Source organism: Kocuria sp. LUK, from assembly GCF_021012935.1.
GTDB classification, from domain to species: domain Bacteria; phylum Actinomycetota; class Actinomycetes; order Actinomycetales; family Micrococcaceae; genus Kocuria; species Kocuria flava.
The window spans coordinates 617221-638201 of the sequence record NZ_JAJMZI010000001.1 but is presented as its reverse complement, the minus strand read 5'-3'; the positions used below and the strand labels follow the sequence as shown (position 1 = coordinate 638201).

General features: G+C 75.2%; 17 protein-coding genes. 12 read left to right on the top strand and 5 right to left on the bottom strand.

The genetic code is table 11. The features are described from left to right. Nucleotides 1-382: 382 nt before the first annotated feature. Nucleotides 383-886 (top strand): GyrI-like domain-containing protein, encoded by a 504-nt coding sequence (locus LQU92_RS02880; RefSeq protein WP_230660617.1) that lies wholly within the window; start codon nucleotides 383-385, stop codon nucleotides 884-886. A gap of 107 nt (nucleotides 887-993) precedes the next feature. Here the strand turns inward: LQU92_RS02880 and LQU92_RS02875 are convergent, their stop codons facing one another. Continuing rightward, complete coding sequence (locus LQU92_RS02875) at nucleotides 994-2262, bottom strand: dicarboxylate/amino acid:cation symporter (RefSeq protein ID WP_112255775.1); 1269 nt, start codon at nucleotides 2260-2262, stop codon at nucleotides 994-996. Between the two features lie 169 nt (nucleotides 2263-2431). Between LQU92_RS02875 and LQU92_RS02870 the strand changes: the two genes are divergently transcribed. From LQU92_RS02870 to LQU92_RS02825, 10 genes are all read left to right on the top strand, one after another. Then, a complete protein-coding gene (locus LQU92_RS02870) occupies nucleotides 2432-4222 on the top strand; it encodes a hypothetical protein (RefSeq protein WP_230660614.1) in 1791 nt (596 codons plus the stop codon). Beyond that, nucleotides 4215-5219: an HAD-IIA family hydrolase gene (locus LQU92_RS02865; protein ID WP_101852576.1), complete on the top strand. Its 1005-nt coding sequence runs from the start codon at nucleotides 4215-4217 to the stop codon at nucleotides 5217-5219. Before LQU92_RS02870 ends, LQU92_RS02865 begins: the two co-directional genes overlap by 8 nt. 80 nt (nucleotides 5220-5299) lie before the next feature. Then, nucleotides 5300-5482: a hypothetical protein gene (locus tag LQU92_RS02860; RefSeq protein WP_112255578.1), complete on the top strand. Its 183-nt coding sequence runs from the start codon at nucleotides 5300-5302 to the stop codon at nucleotides 5480-5482. After that, nucleotides 5479-6240, top strand: coding sequence for a TlyA family RNA methyltransferase (locus LQU92_RS02855; protein WP_230660610.1), 762 nt, complete (start codon nucleotides 5479-5481; stop codon nucleotides 6238-6240). The genes LQU92_RS02860 and LQU92_RS02855 overlap by 4 nt, the downstream gene beginning before the upstream one ends. A 95-nt stretch (nucleotides 6241-6335) precedes the next feature. Next, entirely contained in the window at nucleotides 6336-7385 is a 1050-nt protein-coding gene (locus tag LQU92_RS02850; RefSeq protein WP_230660607.1) for an NAD kinase, read from the top strand. Beyond that, nucleotides 7382-9187, top strand: a complete 1806-nt coding sequence (recN, locus tag LQU92_RS02845; RefSeq protein WP_230660604.1) for a DNA repair protein RecN — start codon at nucleotides 7382-7384, stop codon at nucleotides 9185-9187. The genes LQU92_RS02850 and recN overlap by 4 nt, the downstream gene beginning before the upstream one ends. Nucleotides 9188-9223: 36 nt before the next feature. Continuing rightward, nucleotides 9224-10948, top strand: a complete 1725-nt coding sequence (locus tag LQU92_RS02840) for a CTP synthase (protein WP_255666942.1) — start codon at nucleotides 9224-9226, stop codon at nucleotides 10946-10948. Nucleotides 10949-11045: 97 nt separating this feature from the next. Continuing rightward, nucleotides 11046-11699 carry an NUDIX hydrolase gene (locus tag LQU92_RS02835; protein ID WP_101852572.1) on the top strand — a complete coding sequence of 218 codons (654 nt, stop codon included), beginning with the start codon at nucleotides 11046-11048 and terminating at the stop codon, nucleotides 11697-11699. Continuing rightward, on the top strand, nucleotides 11696-12925 hold the full coding sequence (locus LQU92_RS02830; protein ID WP_308071572.1) for a tyrosine recombinase: 1230 nt from the start codon (nucleotides 11696-11698) through the stop codon (nucleotides 12923-12925). The genes LQU92_RS02835 and LQU92_RS02830 overlap by 4 nt, the downstream gene beginning before the upstream one ends. Before the next feature lie 150 nt (nucleotides 12926-13075). Continuing rightward, complete coding sequence (locus LQU92_RS02825) at nucleotides 13076-14248, top strand: D-alanyl-D-alanine carboxypeptidase family protein (RefSeq protein WP_230660598.1); 1173 nt, start codon at nucleotides 13076-13078, stop codon at nucleotides 14246-14248. Nucleotides 14249-14283: 35 nt separating this feature from the next. Here LQU92_RS02825 and LQU92_RS02820 read toward each other — a convergent pair whose 3' ends face one another. The 4 genes from LQU92_RS02820 to LQU92_RS02805 all read right to left on the bottom strand — a co-directional run bounded on the left by LQU92_RS02820 (nucleotide 14284) and on the right by LQU92_RS02805 (nucleotide 18657). Beyond that, nucleotides 14284-15435: a bifunctional 2-methylcitrate synthase/citrate synthase gene (locus LQU92_RS02820; protein ID WP_230660594.1), complete on the bottom strand. Its 1152-nt coding sequence runs from the start codon at nucleotides 15433-15435 to the stop codon at nucleotides 14284-14286. Between the two features lie 38 nt (nucleotides 15436-15473). Then, nucleotides 15474-16382 carry a methylisocitrate lyase gene (gene prpB, locus LQU92_RS02815; protein ID WP_230660591.1) on the bottom strand — a complete coding sequence of 303 codons (909 nt, stop codon included), beginning with the start codon at nucleotides 16380-16382 and terminating at the stop codon, nucleotides 15474-15476. Nucleotides 16383-16384: 2 nt separating this feature from the next. Further along, nucleotides 16385-17905, bottom strand: a complete 1521-nt coding sequence (locus tag LQU92_RS02810) for an MmgE/PrpD family protein (protein WP_101852568.1) — start codon at nucleotides 17903-17905, stop codon at nucleotides 16385-16387. A gap of 86 nt (nucleotides 17906-17991) precedes the next feature. Further along, nucleotides 17992-18657 carry a GntR family transcriptional regulator gene (locus LQU92_RS02805; protein ID WP_230660589.1) on the bottom strand — a complete coding sequence of 222 codons (666 nt, stop codon included), beginning with the start codon at nucleotides 18655-18657 and terminating at the stop codon, nucleotides 17992-17994. A 280-nt stretch (nucleotides 18658-18937) separates the two neighbouring features. Between LQU92_RS02805 and LQU92_RS02800 the strand changes: the two genes are divergently transcribed. Continuing rightward, nucleotides 18938-20899 carry a propionyl-CoA synthetase gene (locus tag LQU92_RS02800; protein WP_230660586.1) on the top strand — a complete coding sequence of 654 codons (1962 nt, stop codon included), beginning with the start codon at nucleotides 18938-18940 and terminating at the stop codon, nucleotides 20897-20899. Nucleotides 20900-20981: the final 82 nt, after the last annotated feature.

Genomic DNA, 20981 nt, shown 5'->3' with positions numbered 1-20981 from the left:
CACCAGCACCCACCCCCCCCCCCCCGGGGGGCGTGGCCACCACAGGCCCCGCCGACCCGGACCCGACCCCCGCACAGCCCCCGCACCCCACGGTGCGGGGGCTTCCTACCACCCCCGGACACCGGATTGGGCACCGCCCCGGACACCGCACCGAATACCGGATTGGGCCCCGGTTCGGACACCGGCCCCGGGAACCGGACGCCGTGCCGGCACCACCCGTCCCCGGGCACCGGACGCCGTGCCGGCACCACCCCGCACAGGACACCGGCGCCCGCACCAGCCGCACCGATCCCGGCGGGGACATCGTCCCGCCGGCTGCCGGCACCGGCCGCCGCCGCGCAGGCCGGTTCCGTTCGTGCACCGTCCGGCGCAGACTGGTCCTATGGACGAGAGCAGCCGGCGCCCCGACGACCGCGGGACCCCGTCCGGTCCCCGCGTGATTCAGTACGAGGGACGGCACACTGCCGTCGTCCGCGGGACGGTGGCGATGGAGGAGCTGCGCCCGTTCTTCGACGAGGCCTTCCGGGACCTCGGCCGGGCCGTGGCCCGGGGAGAGATCGTTCCGGACGGACCGGCCCTCGCGCTGTACCCGGCCGTACCCGGGCGGACCGTGACGCTGGAGGTCGGTTTCCCCGTCGTGGATCCTGTGGTCCCGTCCGGGAACATCGTGCCGGGACGGCTGCCGGCGGGCCGCGTCGTCGAGCTCGAGCACCGCGGCGGCTACGACGGGCTGGGCTCCGCCTGGGAGCGGCTGCGCACCTGGGCCGGGGAGCACGGCGTGCTGCTCGGGGCGCCACTGTGGGAGGTCTACGAGACGCAGCCGTCCCCGGGAGCGGATCCCGGGTCGATGCGCACGCGGCTGTGCTGGTCCGTCGCGGACCGATGACGCGGCCGTGCTCCGCTGGGACGGGTCCGGGTGTGCAGAGGGCCCCGACCGCACGGTCGGGGCCCTCTGCACACCCGCAGCACGGCGTGCTGCTCGGGCCGAGACGGTCAGGAACGGGGGAGGGGTCCCTCCCCGGCCGTCCGGGTCGCGGAGGGTGCGCCGTCGTCGTCCGAGGTGATGACGAGCTCCGGCTCAAGGCCCTCGACCCGGGTGCCGATGAGCTTCTGCATGATGGTGGCGAGAGCGCCGTCGCCGGTGACGTTCGTGGCCGTCCCGAAGGAGTCGATGGCGATGTAGGTGGCGATCATCAGCGCCACGGCCGTCTCGTCGAACCCCAGCATGCCCTGGAGCACGCCCACGGCGGCCATGATGGCCCCGCCCGGCACGCCCGGGGCGGCGACCATGGTCACCCCGAGCATCAGGATGAAGCCGAGGTAGGTCAGGTCGTCCACCGGCATGCCCGTGATCGTCATGATGGCGAGGGAGAACAGGACGATCTTCAGGGTCGACCCGGAGAGGTGGATCGTGGCCGCGAGCGGGACGACGAACCCCGCGACCGGGCGGCTCACGCCGTTGGCCTGGACGCACCGCAGGGTCACGGGGATCGTGGCGGCCGAGGACGAGGTGCCCAGGGCTGTCGCGTAGGCCGGCAGCATGTTCTTCAGGAGCACGAACGGGTTGCGCCGCGTGTAGAGGCCGGCGACCGCGTACTGGAGCAGCAGCAGGGCGACCGTGAGGACCAGCGCCAGAACCGTCACCGTCAGGAACGTCGTGACGACCGTGAGGATCTGCCCGTTCATCGTCAGCCCCAGGAACATCCCGAAGATGTACACGGGCAGCAGCGGGATGATGACCAGCTCCACGATCCGCATGATGATCCGGCGCAGGTCGTCCATGCCCCGGTGCAGCGTGTCACCGGGGATCAGCGTGATGCCGACCCCCAGGCAGAAGGCGAGCACCAGCGCCGTCATCACCCCGAACACCGGGTCGATCTCGAGGACGAAGTAGCTGCTGAGGCCGCTCTCCTCGGGGCTGGCCAGGGCCTCGACCGAGCGCTGCCCGCCGAGCAACCAGGGATACGTGCCGCGCGCCACCAGGTAGGCGACGAGGCCGGCGAAGACCGTGGAGCCGTAGGCCAGCGCCGCCGTCAGCCCGAGCCACTTCCCCGCACCGCGGCCCAGGTCTGCGATCGCGGGGGTCACCAGCCCGAGGATGAGCAGCGGGATCAGGAAGCCCAGGAACGCGCTGAACAGGCCGTTGAACGTGACGAAGACGCGGGCGAGTCCCTCTGGGAAGAACAGCCCGCACACGACGCCCAGGGCGATCCCGATGAGCACGCGCACCAGCAGGTGGGACGTGAGTGGTTTCTTGGTCATGCCCACGATTATCCCGTGGTCGGGACGTGGTCCCGACCACGGCATCGGGAGCCGCCGCCCGCCTCGCCTAGAATGGGTGCGATCAGAACCAGGGGGTCGTTCGGCCGTGGAGGCCGCGATCCGCAATCACGAACGCCACCGGTCCCCGGTCGGCACAGAGGAGCGGTACGTGTCCGAGTCTTTCCAGCACGGTTCCCGGGACGAGCGCGACGGCGGTGGCCCGCGGTCCGGCCGCTCCGGCTCGGACGGCCGCTCCGGCCGCTCCTCCGGTCCCCGGGACAGCCGCTCCGGCGGTCCGGGGCGCCGTGAGGACCGCGGCGAACGCCCGTGGCGCGACCGCGGTCCGCGCGAGGACGACCGCCGGGGCGGCTCCGGCCGGAGCGAGGACCGGAGGGGCGAGGGCCGTGGCGGCCACGGAGCCCGCCGCGAGGGCGGTGCTGCCGGTCAGGGCGGCCGGGACCGGCGCGAGGACCGCCCGGGCGACCGGCGGGACGACCGGCGTGGCGGCTACGGCGACCGGCGTGAGGACCGGGAGAGCCGTCCGTGGCGCGACCGCGGTCCGCGCGAGGACGACCGCCGGGGTGGACCCGGCCGCTGGGAGGACCGGCGCGGAGGAGCCGAGCGACGGACCGACGACCGGCGTGGGGGCTATGGTGAGCGCCGCGAGGGTGGTGCCGGGTCGCGTCAGGGTGGCCGGGACGACCGGCGTGGCGGCTACGGCGACCGGCGTGAGGACCGGGAGAGCCGTCCGTGGCGCGACCGCGGTCCGCGCGAGGACGACCGCCGGGGCGGACCCGGCCGGCGCGACGACCGGGCAGGGGAGCGCCGGGGCGGCCACGGCGACCGGCAGGGTGCCCGCAGCGGCGGAGGACCCCGACGGGACGACCGGTGGGCCGGTGCCGGGCGGCGCGAGGACCACCGCGAGGAGCGCTACGACGCCTCCACCCACCGGCACCGCGCCCCCGAGGTCGACGAGGACATCACCGGCCGCGAGCTCGACAAGCCCACGCGGGCGCAGCTGGGCGCCCTGGAGCCTCGCAACGCCGAGGCCGTGGCCAAGCACCTCGTGATGGCCGGGCGCTATCTGGAGGACGACCCGCAGCTCGCGCTCGAGCACGCCCAGGCCGCGGGCCGGCGGGGCGGGCGCATCGCCGCCGTGCGCGAGGCCACGGCGATCGCCGCCTACGAGGCCGGCGACTGGGCGCTCGCGCTCAAGGAGCTGCGCACCTACCGGCGGATGACGGGCTCCCAGGAGCACCTGCCCCTCATGGTCGACTGCGAGCGGGCGCTCGGGCGCCCGGAGAAGGCCGTGGAGCTCGCGACCTCGGAGGCGGTGGCCGAGCTGGACGCCGCGGGCCGGGTCGAGCTGGCCATCGTCCTGGCCGGCATGCGCCGCGACCAGGGCGACGCCCAGGGGGCCGTGGACGCACTGGGCATCCCCCAGCTGGACCGCAACCGGGGCTTCTCCTACAGTCCCCGCCTCTTCCGCGCGTACGCCGAGGCGCTGCGCGGGGTCGGCCGCGACCGCGAGGCCGTCGCGTGGGACCGTCAGGCAGTGGTCGCCGAGGCCGCTCTCGGCACGGGCCAGTTCGCCGAGCCGGAGATCGTGGACCTCGTCGGCGAGGAGCCGGAGGAGACGGGCGTCGAGCTGCCGGACGACGCCGCGGCCGGTGAGCATGCCCCCGGCGCGGGCGGCCCCGGCGAACAGGCCGTCGTCGCCGAGACCGCTCCCGGCGGCACCACCACGCAGGACCCGGACGACGGGGCCGACGACGGGACCGAGGACGTCCTCGACGAGGGGACCGAGGAGGAACCGGAGGACGACGACGAGCGCGGCGAGGACCTCGACCCGGACGACGAGGACGAGGGCGGCGGGGAGGCCGACCTGGACCCCGACGACGACGAGGAGCTCGTCGCCGACGACGCGGACGGGGCGCAGGAGGGACCGGCGCGTGGCTGAGCGCCTCCTGGACCGCTTCGACGCCGTGCTCAGCGACCTGGACGGCGTCGTCTACGCCGGCGACCACGCCGTGGCCGGGGCCCCCGCGACGCTGGCGCGCGTCGTCGGCGACGGGGTGCCGGTCGTCTACGTGACGAACAACGCCTCCCGGTCCGTCGACGCAGTCGCCCGCCACCTCACGGACCTCGGCCTGCCGGCCTCGCCCGAGGCCGTGGTCAGCTCGGCTCAGGCCGGCGCGGAGCTGCTCGCGCAGCGGCTGCCGGCGGGCACGGCCGTGCTGGTCACGGGCGCCCCCGCGCTCGAGGAGGTGGTCGCCGGGGCGGGGCTGCGTCCGGTCCGCACCCAGGCCCAGGCCCCGCGCGCGGTCGTGCAGGGCCTGGACCCCGAGCTGCGGTGGGCGGACCTGGCGGAGGCCTCCTACGTCCTGGCCGACCCGGACGTGCTGTGGATCGCCACCAACACGGACCTGACCATCCCCAAGGAGCGGGGCATGGCCCCGGGCAACGGCGCGCTCGTGGCCGCCGTGGCCACCGCCACCGGCCGCACCCCGGAGGTCGCCGGGAAGCCGGAGGCGCCCATCTTCCGCACCGCCGCGCGACGGGTGGGCAGCACCCGCCCCGTCGTCGTGGGCGACCGGCTGGACACCGACGTGCTGGGCGGCAACCGGGCCGGTTTCACCACGGTCGCCGTGCTCACCGGCGTCGACACCCGCGAGAGCATCCTGGCGGCGCGCACCGCCGAGCGCCCGGACCACGTCGTCGCGACCCTCGAGGCCCTGCTCGCGCCCTATCCGGAGGTCGCGGCGGAGTCCGCCGCGGGCGGCCACCGCGCCGCGTGCGGAACGGCCCGTGCCGAGACCGACGGCGCGGTGCTGCGCGTCCACGGGGACCCCGAGGACCTCGACGCCTGGCGGGCCGCCTGCGCGGCGTGGTGGGCGGCCCATCCGGAGACGGACGAGCCGCGCCGGCCCGAGCTGGTGTGGACGGGATCCCGGTGACGCCGGGGGAGGACGCAGGCAGACCCGCACCGGGCCCCGCCCCGGACGGGACCGCTCCGCCCCCGACGGGGCATCCCGAGGTGGACGCCGCCCTCGCGCCGGTGGCCGAGCTCGCCACGACCCCGCTCGAGGAGCACGCCGAGCTCTACGAGACCGTGCACGCCCGGCTGAGCGCGGCCCTGGAGGCCGAGCCCGGGGCCGTGCCCGCGGCCCTGCGCCCCGACGCACCGGGGCGGGCCCCGGAGCAGGACGCGGAGCCGTGAGCGCACGCCTCGACCAGGAGCTGACCTCCCGGGGCCTGGCCCGCTCGCGGACCGTGGCCGCGCGGTGGATCGCCGAGGGACGCGTCGCCGTGAACGGGACCGTGGCGCGCAAGCCCTCCGCCCGGGTCGGTCCCGGGGACGGCCTCGAGGTGCGCCCCGCCGAGGTCCCGGACTACGTCAGCCGCGCCGGGCACAAGCTCGCCGGGGCGCTCGCGGCGTTCCCCGAGGTCGTGGTCGCCGGGCGGCGCTGCCTGGACGCGGGGGCCTCGACGGGCGGCTTCACCGACGTGCTGCTGCGCGCCGGGGCGCGCGAGGTGCTCGCGGTCGACGTCGGCCACGACCAGCTGGACCCCGTGCTGCGCGCCGACCCGCGGGTCCGGGTCCACGAGGGCCTCAACGTGCGGGGCCTGCGCCCCGAGGACGTCGGCGGGCCCGCCGAGCTGACCGTGTGCGACCTCTCCTTCATCTCCCTGACCCTGGTGGTGGGCCCGCTCGCGGCGGCCACGGTCCCCGGCGGCGACCTGCTGCTGATGGTCAAGCCCCAGTTCGAGGTCGGCGCGGACCGGCTCGCGCGCACCGGCGTGGTCACCTCCGAGGCCGAGCGGGCCCGGGCGGTGGAGGCGGTCGCCTCGGCGGCCCGCGCGCACGGGCTCGAGGTGCTCGGCCGGCGGCGCAGCCTGCTGCCCGGCCAGGACGGCAACCACGAGTTCTTCCTGTGGTGCCGCCGGCCCGGGACCACCGCGGCGCGGACCTGCTGAGAGTCCGCGGGCTCGCGTAGGGTGGAGCACGGTCCCCGCCGCCGGGGCACCGTGGCCAGCCACCCCGTACCCACCAGTGGAGGACGTGAGGACCCGTGAGCAGGAAGATTCTGGTCATGGCCCACATGGGCCGGCAGGAGGCCAAGGACGCCGCGCGCGACTCGTGCCGCCAGCTGCACGACGCCGGGCTCGTCCCGGTGCTCTCCCGGGCCGACCTCGACGCCCTCCAGGAGGACATCGAGCCGCTGGCCCCCGTGGAGGTCCTGGAGGAGGACGTCTCCCTGCGGCAGATCGAGCTCGTGATGGTCCTCGGCGGGGACGGGTCGATCCTGCGCGCCGCCGAGCTCGTGCGCCGTGTGGACACCCCGCTGCTCGGGGTGAACCTGGGCCACGTGGGATTCCTCGCGGAGAGCGAGCGCTCGGACCTGGCCGGGACGGTCGAGGCCGTCGTCGACGGCCGCTACACCGTCGAGCAGCGCATGGCCATCGACGTCACCGTGTGGCAGGGCGAGCACAAGGTGCTGCACACCTGGGCCCTCAACGAGGCCTCGGTGGAGAAGGGCAACCGGGAGAAAATGATCGAGGTGGTCGTCGAGGTCGACCGCCGGCCCCTGAGCACCTTCGGCTGCGACGGCGTGGTCCTGGCGACCCCCACCGGCTCCACCGCCTACGCCTTCTCCGCCGGCGGGCCGGTCGTGTGGCCCGAGGTGGAGGCGCTGCTCATGGTGCCGCTGAGCGCCCACGCCCTGTTCTCCCGGCCGCTGGTGATCTCCCCGAACTCCATGATGGCCGTGGAGGTGCTCACCCGCACCGACACCCGGGGGGTGCTGTGGTGCGACGGCCGGCGGACCACCGAGCTGCCGCCGGGGTCCCGGATCGAGGTCGTGCGCTCCCCGCGCGCCGTCAACCTCGCCCGCATGCACCGCACCCCGTTCTCCGAGCGGCTCGTGCGCAAGTTCGAGCTGCCCACCACGGGCTGGCGCGGACCCGTGCCCCCCGAGGAGGCCGCTGCGGCGCGCACCGCCGCGCTGCCCACGGTCGCCGCCGAGCCCCCGGCCCACGCCGGGGTGGGCCGGGAGATGCCCTATCCCGCGGACTCCGACGTCCCCGGTCCCGCCCCGTCCGCCGGGAGGCCCGGGGCATGATCGAGGAGATCCGCATCCACGACCTCGGCGTCATCACCGACGCCGTGCTGCCCCTCGGGCCGGGCCTGAGCATCCTCTCCGGCGAGACCGGGGCCGGCAAGACCATGGTCGTCACCGCGCTGGGAATGCTGCTCGGCAACCGCTCCGACGCCGGCGCGGTGCGCGCCGGGGCCCCCCGCGCCGTCGCCGAGGCCGTCGTGCGCGTGGCCGCCGGACATCCCGCGGCGGCGCTCGTCGAGGACGCCGGCGGGGCCGTGGACGTCGAGACGGTCGGCGCGCACGAGGAGGCCCTCGTCACCCTGGCCCGCACCGTGACCGCCGAGGGCCGCAGCCGCGCCCACGTGGGCGGGCGCTCGGCGCCCGTCGGGACCCTCTCGGCCGTGGGCCAGACGCTCGTGGCCGTGCACGGCCAGTCGGACCAGCTGCGCCTGAGGTCCCCGGCCGCCCAGCGCCACGCCCTCGACCAGTACGCGGGGGAGGAGCTGGCCGCGGACCTCGCCCGCTACCGGGGCCTGCTGGGCGAGTACCGCACCGCGCAGCAGCAGCTGCGCGAGGTCACCGAGCACGGCCGGGAGCGGGCGCTGGAGGCGCAGACCCTGCAGGGGGCGCTCGAGGAGATCGACGCCGTGGACCCCCAGCCGGGCGAGGACGAGCGGCTCGACCAGGAGAGCCAGCGGCTGACCAACCTCGAGCAGCTGCGCGCCGCCGCGCTGACCGCCCACACCGCCCTGAGCGGCGGCGAGTTCGCCGAGGGCGACGCCGCCGACGCGACCGCCCTGATCGCCGCCGCCCAGCGGGCCCTCGAGCAGGAGGCGGCCGCCGACCGCGAGCTCGAGGAGCTCGCCGCCCGGGTCGCCGAGCTCAGCGTGCTCGTCACCGACGTCGCCGCCGACCTCTCCGGCTACGCCTCCGGGCTCGACGACGAGGGCCCGGCCCGCCTCGCCGAGGTCGAGGCCCGCCGCGCCAGGCTCAAGACGCTGACCCGCAAGTACGGGGCCACGGTCGACGAGGTCCTCGAGTGGGCGGACCGGTCCCGGCAGCGCCTCGACGAGCTCACGGACGACCCCGCCCGCGAGGAGGAGCTGCGCGCCCGGATCGAGCAGCTGCGCACCGGGCTGGCCGAGCTCGCGGACCGGATGACCCGGCGCCGCCGCGAGGCCGCCGAGCGGCTCTCGGCGGCCGTCAGCGAGGAGCTCACGGCGCTCGCGATGCCCAACGCGTCGCTGGTCATCGAGGTCGAGCCCGTCGAGGAGTTCACCGCCCACGGCCGTGACGAGATCTCCTTCCTGCTCCGCCCGCACGCCGCGGCGACCCCCCGGCCCCTGGGCAAGGGCGCCTCCGGCGGTGAGCTCTCCCGCCTGATGCTGGCCATCGAGGTGGTCCTGGCCGCCGTGGACCCCGTGCCCACGTTCGTCTTCGACGAGGTCGACTCCGGGGTCGGCGGCAAGGCCGCCGTCGAGATCGGGCGCCGGCTGAAGATGCTCGCCCAGCACGTCCAGGTGCTCGTCGTCACCCACCTGCCCCAGGTCGCGGCCTTCGCCGACCAGCACGTGCTCGTGACCAAGAGCGGCGACGCCACGGTCAGCGACGTGCGCGTGCTCGACGAGGAGGAGCGGGTCGTGGAGCTCGCCCGCATGCTCGCCGGGCACGAGGACTCGGCCGCCGCCCGGGAGCACGCCCGCGAGCTCGTGCGCGGCGCCGCGCTGGAACCGGCCGGCGGCACCGGGGCCGACCCCGGCCGCCCGGGCGGGGCCCGCGCGCCGCGGGGCGACCGGCCCGGCGGCGCCCGCTCCGCGCGGTGACCTGACGCACTGACCCCCAGGCCGAGGAGGCAAAGAATGCTAGGCTCGAATTCCGTGGTGAATGCAAACGAAGCCGCCCCCGGGGCCGGCGCACAGCAGACCGAACGCACGCGACCCGAGAAGGTCACCCGCCAGATCTTCGTCACGGGAGGTGTGGCCTCCTCGCTCGGCAAGGGACTCACCGCCTCCTCCCTCGGGATGCTCCTGCGGGCGCGCGGGCTGTCCGTGACGATGCAGAAGCTCGACCCCTACCTCAACGTGGACCCGGGCACCATGAACCCGTTCCAGCACGGCGAGGTCTTCGTCACCGACGACGGCGCCGAGACGGACCTGGACATCGGCCACTACGAGCGGTTCCTCGACGAGAACCTCGACGCCTCCGCCAACGTGACCACGGGCCAGGTCTACTCCACGGTCATCGCCAAGGAGCGCCGCGGCGAGTACCTCGGGGACACCGTGCAGGTCATCCCGCACATCACCGACGAGCTCAAGAACCGGATGCGCCGCCGCGCCGAGGGCGAGGACCGACCGGACATCATCATCACCGAGATCGGCGGCACGGTCGGGGACATCGAGTCCCAGCCCTTCCTCGAGGCGGCCCGCCAGGTCCGCCAGGACGTGGGCCGGCGCAACGTGTTCTACCTGCACGTCTCCCTCATCCCGTACATCGGCCCCTCCGGGGAGCTGAAGACCAAGCCCACCCAGCACTCCGTGGCCGCGCTGCGCGGGCTGGGCATCCAGCCCGACGCCCTCGTGCTGCGCTCGGACCGGCAGGTCCCCGACGCGATGCTGCGCAAGATCGGCAACGCCTGCGACGTCGACCACGACGCCGTCATCTCCTGCCCGGACGCCCCGAGCATCTACGACATCCCCACGACCCTGCACTCCCAGGGCCTGGACACCTACATCCTGGACTACCTGGGCCTGGACTACCGCGACGCCGACCTCGCCCAGTGGGAGCGGCTGCTGCACGCGGTGCACGAGCCCTCGCACTTCGTGACCGTGGCGATGGTCGGCAAGTACATCGACCTGCCCGACGCCTACCTGTCGGTCTCCGAGGCGCTGCGGGCCGGCGGCTTCGCCAACGACGCCCGCGTGAAGATCAAGTGGGTCGCCTCCGACCTGTGCGAGACCCCCGAGGGCGCCGAGCGCGAGCTCGGCGACGTCGACGCGATCTGCATCCCCGGCGGCTTCGGCATCCGCGGCATCGAGGGCAAGCTCGGCGCCCTGAGCTACGCCCGCCGCCACCGCATCCCCGCCCTCGGGCTGTGCCTGGGCATGCAGTGCATGGTCATCGAGTTCGCCCGCACCGACCTCGGCCTCGCCGATGCGTCCTCGACCGAGTTCGAGCCCGAGACGGCGCACCCGGTGATCGCCACGATGGACGAGCAGAAGCAGTTCGTCGAGGGCGGCGGGGATCTCGGCGGCACGATGCGCCTGGGCCTCTACGAGGCCCGCCTGGCCGAGGGCTCCGTGGTCGCCGGGACCTACGGCTCGACCCGCGTCCAGGAGCGCCACCGGCACCGCTACGAGGTCAACAACGACTACCGGGAGCGCCTCGAGCAGGCGGGCCTGGTGCTCTCCGGGACCTCGCCGGCCGGCACGCTCGTGGAGTTCGTGGAGCTGCCCCGCGAGGAGCACCCCTACTACGTGGGCACGCAGGCGCACCCCGAGCTGATGTCGCGACCGACCCGCCCGCACCCGCTGTTCGACGGCCTCGTGAAGGCAGCGCTCGAGCGCCGGGAGGCCGTGGGCCGCTGAGCCCGCGCCCGTCCCGCACGGGCACCCCGCGCAGGCGCCGCGTCCCGGCAGGGAGCGGCGCCTGCGCCGTCCCCGCACCGACCACCGGAAGGACCCCATGGACATCCGCAGCATCGCCCCCGAGGACCTCGCCGACCGCACCAGCGAGCGCCGCACGGTGGCCTCCGAGACCGTCTACGAGGGGCACATCTGGGACGTGCGCCGCGACGAGTTCGAGCTCGCCGAGGGCACCGGCGCGCTCAGCCGCGACTACATCACCCACCCGGGGGCGGTCTCCGTGCTCGTGCTCGACGACGAGGACCGGGTGCTGCTGATCAACCAGTACCGCCGGCCGGTCGGGATGACGATGTGGGAGATCCCCGCCGGGCTGCTCGACGTGACCGGCGAGGACCCGGCCGCGGCCGCGCGGCGTGAGCTCGCCGAGGAGGCCGACCTGCGGGCCGAGCGGTGGGCGGTGCTCGTGGACTTCCACAACAGCCCGGGATCCTCGTCCGAGGCCAACCGCATCTTCCTGGCCCGCGGCATCGGCGAGGTCCCCGAGGACCAGCTGCACGAGCGCGACGGCGAGGAGGCCGAGATCCACGGCGCCTGGGTCCCGCTCGACGACGCGGTGCGGGCGGTGCTCGAGGGGCGGCTGAACTCCCCGGCGGCGGTCATCGGCCTGCTCGCCGCCCACGCCGCGCGGGCCGACGGCTACCGCAGCCTGCGACCGGCGGACACCCCGTGGCCGGGGCACCCGGCCCACCGGTGAGCGCCCCGGCCCCGTCCGGGCGGGGACGTCCTGAAGCGGCGGACCCCGGGCGGCCCGCTGCGGGCGGCGCGTCCGCGGCGGCGAGGGCACCGGAGGGGTCCGGTGCCGTCGCCGGCGACGCCGGCGAGCAGGCCCCCGGCGAGCAGGTCCCCGGCGAGCAGGTCCCCGCCGGGACGGGCCGCCCGGCGGCGGCCGGCTCCGGGACCGGAACCCCCGCAGCGGACACCTCGCGCCCGGAGGCCCCGGGGACGCCCGGGGCGGGCGGGGACGGGCCCGAGGAGCTGGCCCGCGCCGCGGAGCGCTACCTGCAGCACCTGGCCGTGGAGCGCGGGCTGTCCGCCAACACCCTGGCCGCCTACCGGCGGGACCTGCGGCGCTACGCCGAGCACCTGCGTGCCCGCACCGACCCGCCGGTGACCGCGCCGCGGGCCGTGACCACCGGGCACGTGCGCGCGTTCCTGCGCGCCCTGCACGAGGGCACCGCGGAGCACCCGCCGCTGAGCACCCGCAGCGCCGCCCGCGTGCTCGTCGCCGTGCGGGGCGCCCACCGCTTCTGGGTCCTCGAGGGCCTCACCCGCACCGACCCGGCCGCGGCCGTGGCCCCGCCGACCCCGGGGATGCGCCTGCCCAAGGCCGTGCGCGTGGACGAGGTGGAGGCGCTGCTGGCCGCGACCGGGACGGAGACCCCCCAGCAGCTGCGCGACCGGGCGCTGCTGGAGGTGCTCTACTCGACCGGGGCGCGGATCTCCGAGGCGATCGCCCTCGACGTCGACGACCTCTCCCGGGCCGTGCGCCGGGGCGGGGAGGAGAGCGGGCTGCCGTTCGTGCGGCTGTTCGGCAAGGGCGGGAAGGAGCGGATGGTGCCCCTGGGCTCGTGGGCCGTGCGGGCCGTCGACGACTGGCTCGTGCGCGGGCGACCGGCGCTCGCGGCGCGGGGCCGCGGGACCCCCGCGCTGTTCCTCAACGCCCGCGGGGGCCGGATCAGCCGCCAGACGGCCTGGACGGCCGTGAAGGACGCCGCCGAGCGGGCCGGTCTCGGCGAGCGGATCACCCCGCACACGCTGCGCCACTCCTTCGCCACCCACCTGCTCGAGGGCGGCGCGGACCTGCGGGTGGTCCAGGAGCTGCTCGGGCACGCCTCCGTGAGCACCACGCAGGTCTACACCCTCGTGACGGTCGAGTCCCTGCGCGAGGTCTACGCCGCGGCCCATCCCCGCGCCCGGTAGCCCCGTGCGGCCCGGCCGCCGGGGCCGGTCCGCCGTGCGGCCCCCACGGCCGCCGTCCGGGCCCGCAGGCCCTACCGGCCCGCGGCCCGGCGTCCTACCCTGGATGTGCACCCGCACATCCAGGGGGCGGGTCCGAGGGATCGAGGCGCCGTGGAACGGGAACTGCTTGCCGGGGGCCGGGTGCGCCGGAGCCTGTCGGTCCTGCTGTGCGCGGCGGGGCTCGTGCTCGGGCCGGTCGTCGTCCCGGGGGGATCGGCGCCGGCCTCCGCCGCCACGGCCATCGAGGCGGAGCACGCCCGGCTCGGCGGGGCCGGCGGGCGTCTCGGCGCAGCCCTGGGCCCGGAGCGCTGCGGGCTGCCGCGCGAGGGGTGCTGGCGGCGGTTCGAGCGGGGCCACGTCCACTGGTCGCCGGCCACGGGCGCCCGGGCCACCTGGGGCGCCGTGCGCGCCGCCTGGGCCGCCCAGGGCTGGGAGCGCGGGCCCCTGGGCTACCCGGTGAGCCGGGAGGTCTGCGGGCTGCGGGACGCCGGCTGCCGGCAGGCCTTCGAGGGCGGGGTCGTGCTGTGGTCACGGGCGAGCGGGGCCCACCCCACCGGGGGAGCGATCCGGGCGGCCTGGCTGCGCCACGGCGCCGAGCGGGGCGCCCTCGGCTACCCCGTCTCGGGCGAGAGCTGCTCCGGGGGGGCCTGCCGGCAGTCCTTCCAGCGCGGCCGGGCCGAGTGGGCCCGCGGCAGCGGCACCCGGGTCCACCGGGAGATCGACCGGGCCGCGTCCGTCCACGTCGTGGTCAACAAACGCCGCCCGCTCGTGCCGGCCGACCACGCCCCGGCGGACCTGGAGGCCGTGGAGGGGCAGCAGCTGCGCTCGGCCGCCGCCGCGGCGCTGCGGCGGATGCAGCGGGCCGCGGCCGCGGACGGCGCTCCCCTCACGGTGGTCAGCGGCTACCGCTCCCACGCCGTGCAGGCGAGCCTCTACCAGCGCTACGCCGCCCTGTACGGGCAGGCGCAGGCCGACCTGATCTCCGCGCGGCCGGGCCACAGCGAGCACCAGACGGGCCTCGCCGTGGACATCGGCGACCCGGGCGGTGCCTGCGGTCTGCAGACCTGCTTCGAGCGCACCGCCGCCGGGGCGTGGGCGCGCGCCCACGCGCACGAGCACGGGTTCGTGGTGCGCTACCCGGCCGGGCACACGGCCACCACGGGCTACGCGTACGAGCCCTGGCACCTGCGCTGGGTCGGCGAGCACGTGGCCCGGGGCATGGTCGAGCAGGACATCCCCACCCTCGAGCACTACATGGGACTGCCGCCGGCGCCGTCGTACTGACGGCACCGGCGGCAGGACCTGACGTGCGGGCGGGCTCAGGCGCCGGGCACGTGCCGCTCGTCGGGACCGTTGTACTCCGACAGCGGGCGGATCAGGGAATTGGCCGCGACCTGCTCCATGACGTGCGCGGTCCAGCCCGTGATCCGGGCGGCGACGAACAGCGGGGTGAAGGTCGGGATGTCGAAGCCCATCAGCCAGTAGGTCGGCCCGGCCGGGTAGTCGAGGTTGGGCTTGATGTCCTTGGCCTCGCCCATGGCCCTCTCCAGGCCGTTGTACAGCCCCAGCAGCTCCGGGCGGCCGTAGTGGTCGATCATCCGGTCCAGGGCGGCCTTCATCGTGGGCACCCGGGAGTCGCCGTGCTTGTAGACCCGGTGGCCGAAGCCCATGATCTTCTTCTTCGCCGCCAGCGCCTCCTCCATCCAGGCCTTGGCCCGGGCCTCGGCGTCCTCCGGGGACTCGTCGGCGCGGATGCCCAGCTCCTCGAAGGTCTCCATGACGGCCTCGTTGGCCCCGCCGTGCAGCGGGCCCTTGAGCGCACCGATCGCCGCCGTGACCGCCGAGTGCAGGTCCGACAGGGTCGAGGTGACCACGCGGGCGGTGAACGTCGAGGCGTTGAAGGAGTGCTCGGCGTAGAGGATCATCGAGGTGTTGAACGCCTCGACCACCGCCGGGTCGGCCTCCTCCCCGAAGGCCATCCACAGGAAGTTGGCGGAGTAGCCGAGGTCCTCGCGCGGGGCGACGGGCTCCTGGCCGCGGCGGCGGCGCTGGTCGTAGCAGACGACCGCCGGCATGGCCGCGAACAGCTTCTGGGCCTTGCGCAGGTTCGCCGCCGGGGAGGAGTCCTCCGCCTCGGGGTCCTGGGCGCCCAGGACGGAGGCCGCGGTGCGGCACACGTCCATGGGGTGACAGGTGGTCGGCAGCGCGTCGACGATCGCCTTCAGCTCCGGGGTCAGCGCGCGGTGGGCCCGCTCCCGGGCCGTGAACTCGGCCAGCTCCTCCTCCGTGGGCAGCTCGCCGTTCCACAGCAGCAGCGCCACCTGCTCCATCGAGCAGGACGCGGCCAGCTCCTGGACCGGGTAGCCGCGGTAGAGCAGGGAGTTGGTCTCGGGGTTGACCTTGGAGACGGCCGTGTAGTCGGCGACGACGCCGGCCAGGCCCTTGCGGACCTCGGTCTGGGACTCGGTCATGAGGTTCTCCTGGGGGATCGGAATGGGTGCGGGTCGGATCAGCGGTGCAGGCCGGGGACCTCGAAGTCGAAGATCCCCGAGTCGAACCGGTTGTAGCCGGTGTAGTCCACGAGCTCGTAGAGCCGGGCGCGGGTGAGCATCTCGTCCACGGCGGCCTGCTGGGTGCCGTCGGCGCGCAGGGTGGTCAGCACCCGCTCCATCGCCCCGAGGGCGCTGCGCAGCAGCGTGACGGGGTAGATGACCATGTTGACCCCCACGTCCTGGAGCTGGTCAAGGGTGAACAGCTCCGACTTCCCGAACTCCGTCATGTTCGCCAGGATCGGCACGTCGACCGCGGCGCGCATGGCCTCGAACTCCGACAGGTCGGCCATCGCCTCCGGGAAGATCGCGTCCGCCCCGGCATCGACGAGGGCCTTCGCCCGGTCGGTGGCGGCCTTCAGGCCGTCCACCCCGCGGACGTCGGTGCGGGCCATCACCAGGAAGTCCGGGTCGCGGCGGGCCTGGGCGGCGGCGGCCACGCGCTTGACGGCCGTCTCCAGGTCCACGACGTTCTTCCCGTCCAGGTGCCCGCAGCGCTTGGGGTTGAACTGGTCCTCGATGTGGCACCCGGCCAGCCCCGCGTTCTCGAGCTCCTGCACGGTGCGGGCCACGTTCATCGGCTCGCCGAAGCCGGTGTCGGCGTCAACCAGGCACGGCAGGTCCGTGACCCGGGCGATCTGCCCGGCCCGCTGCGCGACCTCGGGCAGGGCCGTGAGGCCGATGTCCGGGAAGCCCAGCTCGTTGGCGAGCACGGCCCCGGAGATGTAGACGCCGTCGAAGCCCTGCTCGGCGATCAGCCTCGTGGACAGCGGGGTGAAGGCCCCGGGGAACTGCACGGTGCGCCCGGAGGCGAGCATCTCGCGCAGCGCCCGGCGCTTGGCCTCGGGGGTGGTGGTGGAGAACAGCATGCTCAGAAGACTCCCTTCGTGCCGGTGCGCAGGGTGCGGGCGGCGGTGACGTTGAGCGCGTCCAGCTCCCCGGCCCCGAGCGAGGTGAGGTTCTCGGCCGCGGCGATGAACCGGTCGAGCTCGGCGTCCTCGACGATGCCCTCCGCCAGGGTGCGCAGCTTCGCGACGTACTGCTCGCGGGCGAAGGGACGGGCGCCCAGCGGGTGGGCGTCGGCCACCGCGATCTCCTCGACGACGGTGGACCCGTCCGTCAGGACGATCTCGGCGCGGCCGCCGAAGGCCTTCTCCTGGGGGTCGAGGGAGTGGTAGCGGCGGGTCCACTCGGCGTCCTCGGCGGTGGTGACCTTGTGCCACAGGGACACCGTGTCGGGGCGGCCGGCGCGCTCCGGGGCATAGGAGCCCACGTGGTGCCAGGCGCCGTCCTGGAGGGCGACCGTGAAGATGTAGGGGATCGAGTGGTCGAGGGTCTCCCGGGTGGCGGCCGGGTCGTACTTCTGCGGGTCGCCCGCCCCGGAGCCGATCACGTAGTGGGTGTGGTGGGAGGTGTGCAGCACGATCCGCTCGATCCGGGAGGGGTCGGCCAGCTCGGGGCGCTCGCGGTGCAGCTTCCGGGCGAGGTCGATCCAGGCCTGGGCCTGGTACTCGGCGGAGTGCTCCTTGGTGTAGGTGTCGAGGATGGCCCGCTTGGCCTCGCCCGGGGCGGGCAGCGGCACCTCGTAGCAGGCCCCGGGGCCGTCCAGCAGCCACGCGATGACGCCGTCCTCGCCCTCGTAGATGGGGGTGGGGGAGGTCTGCCCGCGCATCGCCCGGTCGACGGCCTCGACGGCCATCTTGCCGGCGAAGGCGGGGGCGTGGGCCTTCCACGTGGAGATCTCGCCCTTGCGGGACTGGCGGGTCGCGGTCGTGGTGTGCAGGCCCTGGCCGATGGCGTGGAAGATCGTCGGCACGTCGAGCCCGAGCAGCGTCCCGATCCCGGCCGCGGCGGAGGGACCGAGGTGGGCCACGTGGTCGATCTTGTGCTTGTGCAGGCAGATCGACTTCACCAGGTCGACCTGGAGCTCGTAGCCGGTGGCGATCCCGCGCACCAGGTCCGCACCGGAGGCCCCGGCGTGCTGGGCGACGGCGAGGATCGGCGGGATGTTGTCCCCGGGGTGGGAGTACTCCGCGGCGAGGAAGGTGTCGTGGTAGTCGAGCTCGCGCACCGCCACGCCGTTGGCCCAGGCCGCCCACTCGGGGGAGACCTTCCGCTCGCCGGGGTGCACGCCGAACAGCGCCGAGCCGGTGCCGCCGGGGGTCGCGGCGTGGGCCAGGGCCTGGTCGCGGGCGGAGACGATCGGGCCCCGGTCCAGGGAGGCGATGGCCACGGAGGCGTTGTCGAGGATCCGGTTGATCACCATCTCGGTGACCTCGGGGGTCACCTCGACCGGGTCGGCGGCGACCTCGGCCATCTTCCAGGCCAGCTGCTCCTCGCGGGGCAGGTTGTCCGCGGACGGGTGGACGCGCACGGTGTGCAGGACGGTCATGGGTCTTCCTCTCGGGTGTAGCGTTCGGGGCGGTCGGTGGTTCGGGGGTGCGTGGGTCGGGGGCCGGCCCGCCGTGCCGGGCGGGCTCAGCCGGCCTCGTCCAGCGGCGGGGCGGGGGCCACCCACTCGCGCACGGGCGTGGTGAGCACCGCCTGCAGCGAGTTGGCCAGGTGCACGCGGGTGGCGGCCTCGGCGAGCTCCTCGGCGCCCGCGGCGATCGCCCGGGCGATCTGGGCGTGCTCGGCGGCGGCCCGCACGAGACGGTCGGGGTTGGTGCGGGAGAGCTTGCGCACCCGCGCCAGGTGCAGGCGCAGGGAGCGCTGGGCGGACGCGAGGTAGGTGTTGCCGGCGGCCTCGTCGATGGCCCGGTCCATGCGCTCGACGAGCTCGTAGTAGCCGCCCCGCTCCGCCGCCGGGGCCGAGGCGGCCTCGAGCTCGGCGGCCAGGCCCTCGAAGACCCGGGGGTCGCGGCGGCGGGCGGCGAGCCGGGCCGCCCGGCAGTCCAGGGCCTCCCGCAGCTCGAACAGCGCGCGGACGTCCTCGAGGGAGACCTGGGAGACGACGACCCCGCGGCCGCGGTGGGGCTCCGCGAGCCCGTCGGCCGTCAGTCGGCTCAGGGCCTCGCGCACGGGCGTGCGGGAGATGCCGAAGCGCTCGGACTGCTCGACCTCGCCGAGCAGCTGTCCCGGCAGCAACCGCCACTCGACGATGTCCTCGCGCAGGGCCTGGTAGGCGCGCTCGCTGGCTCGCACGGCGGCCTCCTTCCTCGCTCCCGGTCCGCGGCCGGGGGCCGCGGGGCCGATCCGGTGATCCATCTCACAGGACATCGTCAGTGTATACATAACAGCCCCAGGTTAGCCAGGCTTCGGCCAATTGTCCCAGACTTTCCGCCAGTTGTGTATACACACCCCTTGCCGGGTGTGATCCTTGCCACTAGATTGGCAGACACGACCAGCACCCTGCCGCCGCCCCGCCCGCGTGCCGATGCGGGCGGGGCGGCCGGCACGGCACCCGCGAGGCACCGGAGGAACCATGAGCGACGACCGTCCCACCCCGCCGCAGGACGCACCGGCCGGCCCCGGCTACGCCGAGGTCTACCGCCGCAGCACCGAGGACCCGGAGGGCTTCTGGCTCGAGGCGGCCCGGGCCGTGGACTGGGACGAGCCGCCCACCCGCGCCCTCGACGACAGCTCGGCGCCCCTCTACCGCTGGTTCCCCGACGGCCGGCTCAACACCGCCTACAACGCCCTGGACCGCCACGTGGAGGCCGGCCACGGGGAGCGCACCGCCCTGATCTACGACTCCGCGGTCCTGGGTGTGCAGGAGCACTACAGCTACGCGCGACTGCGCGACGAGGTCGCCCGCTTCGCCGGGGCGCTCGCCGCCCGGGGCGTCGGCAGGGGCGACCGCGTGCTGATCTACCTGCCGATGATCCCGCAGGCGCCGGTGGCGATGCTGGCGTGCGCCCGCCTGGGCGCCGTGCACTCGGTCGTCTTCGGCGGCTTCGCCCCCAAGGAGCTGGCCGCCCGCATCGACGATTCCCGGCCGCGGCTGGTCGTGACCACGACCGGAGGGGTGGAGCCCAAGCGGCGGATCGAGTACATCCCCGCCGTGGAGGAGGCGCTGCGGCTGGCCGAGCACGACCCGGAGGCCGTGGTGGTGCACGAGCGGGCGGGCTTCGAGCACGACGTCGAGGGCGCCCGGGGACGCGCCGGCCGCGACGGGCAGCCCGCGGTGCAGTGGCTGAGCTGGGACGAGGCGCTCGAGGGCGCCGAGCCGGCCGCCCCCGTGCCGGTGGCGGCCACCGACCCGCTCTACGTCCTCTACACCTCCGGCACCACCGGGGCGCCCAAGGGCGTGGTCCGGGACAACGGCGGGCACGCGGTGGCCCTGACGTGGTCGATGCGCCACATCTACGACGTCCGGCCGGGGGACGTGATGTGGACGGCCTCCGACGTCGGCTGGGTTGTCGGGCACTCCTACATCGTCTACGGACCCCTGCTCGCCGGGGCGACCACGGTCCTCTACGAGGGCAAGCCCGTGGGCACCCCGGACGCCGGGGCGTTCTGGCAGCGGGTGGAGGAGCACCGCGTCAAGGTGCTGTTCACCGCGCCCACGGCCCTGCGCGCCATCCGCCGGGCCGACCCGGAGGGGGAGCTCGTGCGCCGGCACGACACCGGGTCCCTCGAGACGCTGTTCGTGGCGGGGGAGCGGCTCGACCCGGAGACCTGGAGCTGGGCCGGGCGGGTGCTGGGGGTGCCCGTCGTCGACCACTGGTGGCAGACGGAGACCGGGTGGGCGATCTGCGCGAACCCGTACGGCATCGAGCGGCTGCCGCTGAAGGCCGGGTCGCCGTCCGTACCGGTGCCCGGGTACCGGGTGGAGATCCTCGACCCGCTGGGGCAGCCCGTGGCGCCGGGGGAGGACGGCAACATCGCCCTGCGCCTGCCGCTGCCGCCGGGCACGCTGACGACGCTGTGGGGCGACGACCGGCGGTTCGTGGAGTCCTACCTCACGGCCTTCCCCGGCTACTACGCGACCGGCGACTCCGGGCACGTGGACGAGGACGGCTACGTCTACGTCATGGGCCGCACCGACGACGTCATCAACGTCTCCGGCCACCGGCTGTCCACGGGCGCGATGGAACAGGTCCTGGCGGCGCACCCGGCGGTGGCCGAGTGCGCCGTCATCGGCGTGGCCGACCCGCTCAAGGGCCAGCGCCCGGCCGGGTACGTGGTGCTCAAGGCCGGGGCGCGGATCCCCGAGGAACAGCTGCGCACCGAGCTCGTGGCCACGGTCCGGGAGCAGATCGGGGCCGTGGCCGACTTCAAGGACGTCTTCGTGGTCGAGGCCCTGCCGAAGACCCGCTCGGGCAAGATCCTGCGCAAGACCATGCGGCAGATGGCCGACGGCCAGGAGTGGACCGTGCCCTCCACGATCGAGGACTCCTCGGTGCTCGACGCCCTGGCCGAGGTGCTCCGCCCGCCCCGCTGAGCGGCCCCGGCCGGGCGGGCCCGCTCCGGACGGGGCGCCGGTCGTGCCGGGGGCGGCGCCGCCCGCCGGGAGCGGAGCGCCC

Bases quoted from the DNA above. Each gene is read 5' to 3' on its own strand.
- LQU92_RS02880 (WP_230660617.1), top strand. From the start codon at position 383: ATGGACGAGAGCAGCCGGCGCCCCGACGACCGCGGGACCCCGTCCGGT.
- LQU92_RS02875 (WP_112255775.1), bottom strand. From the start codon at position 2,262: ATGACCAAGAAACCACTCACGTCCCACCTGCTGGTGCGCGTGCTCATC.
- recN (WP_230660604.1), top strand. From the start codon at position 7,382: ATGATCGAGGAGATCCGCATCCACGACCTCGGCGTCATCACCGACGCC.
- LQU92_RS02840 (WP_255666942.1), top strand. From the start codon at position 9,224: ATGCTAGGCTCGAATTCCGTGGTGAATGCAAACGAAGCCGCCCCCGGG.
- LQU92_RS02835 (WP_101852572.1), top strand. From the start codon at position 11,046: ATGGACATCCGCAGCATCGCCCCCGAGGACCTCGCCGACCGCACCAGC.
- LQU92_RS02820 (WP_230660594.1), bottom strand. From the start codon at position 15,435: ATGACCGAGTCCCAGACCGAGGTCCGCAAGGGCCTGGCCGGCGTCGTC.
- prpB (WP_230660591.1), bottom strand. From the start codon at position 16,382: ATGCTGTTCTCCACCACCACCCCCGAGGCCAAGCGCCGGGCGCTGCGC.
- LQU92_RS02810 (WP_101852568.1), bottom strand. From the start codon at position 17,905: ATGACCGTCCTGCACACCGTGCGCGTCCACCCGTCCGCGGACAACCTG.
- LQU92_RS02800 (WP_230660586.1), top strand. From the start codon at position 18,938: ATGAGCGACGACCGTCCCACCCCGCCGCAGGACGCACCGGCCGGCCCC.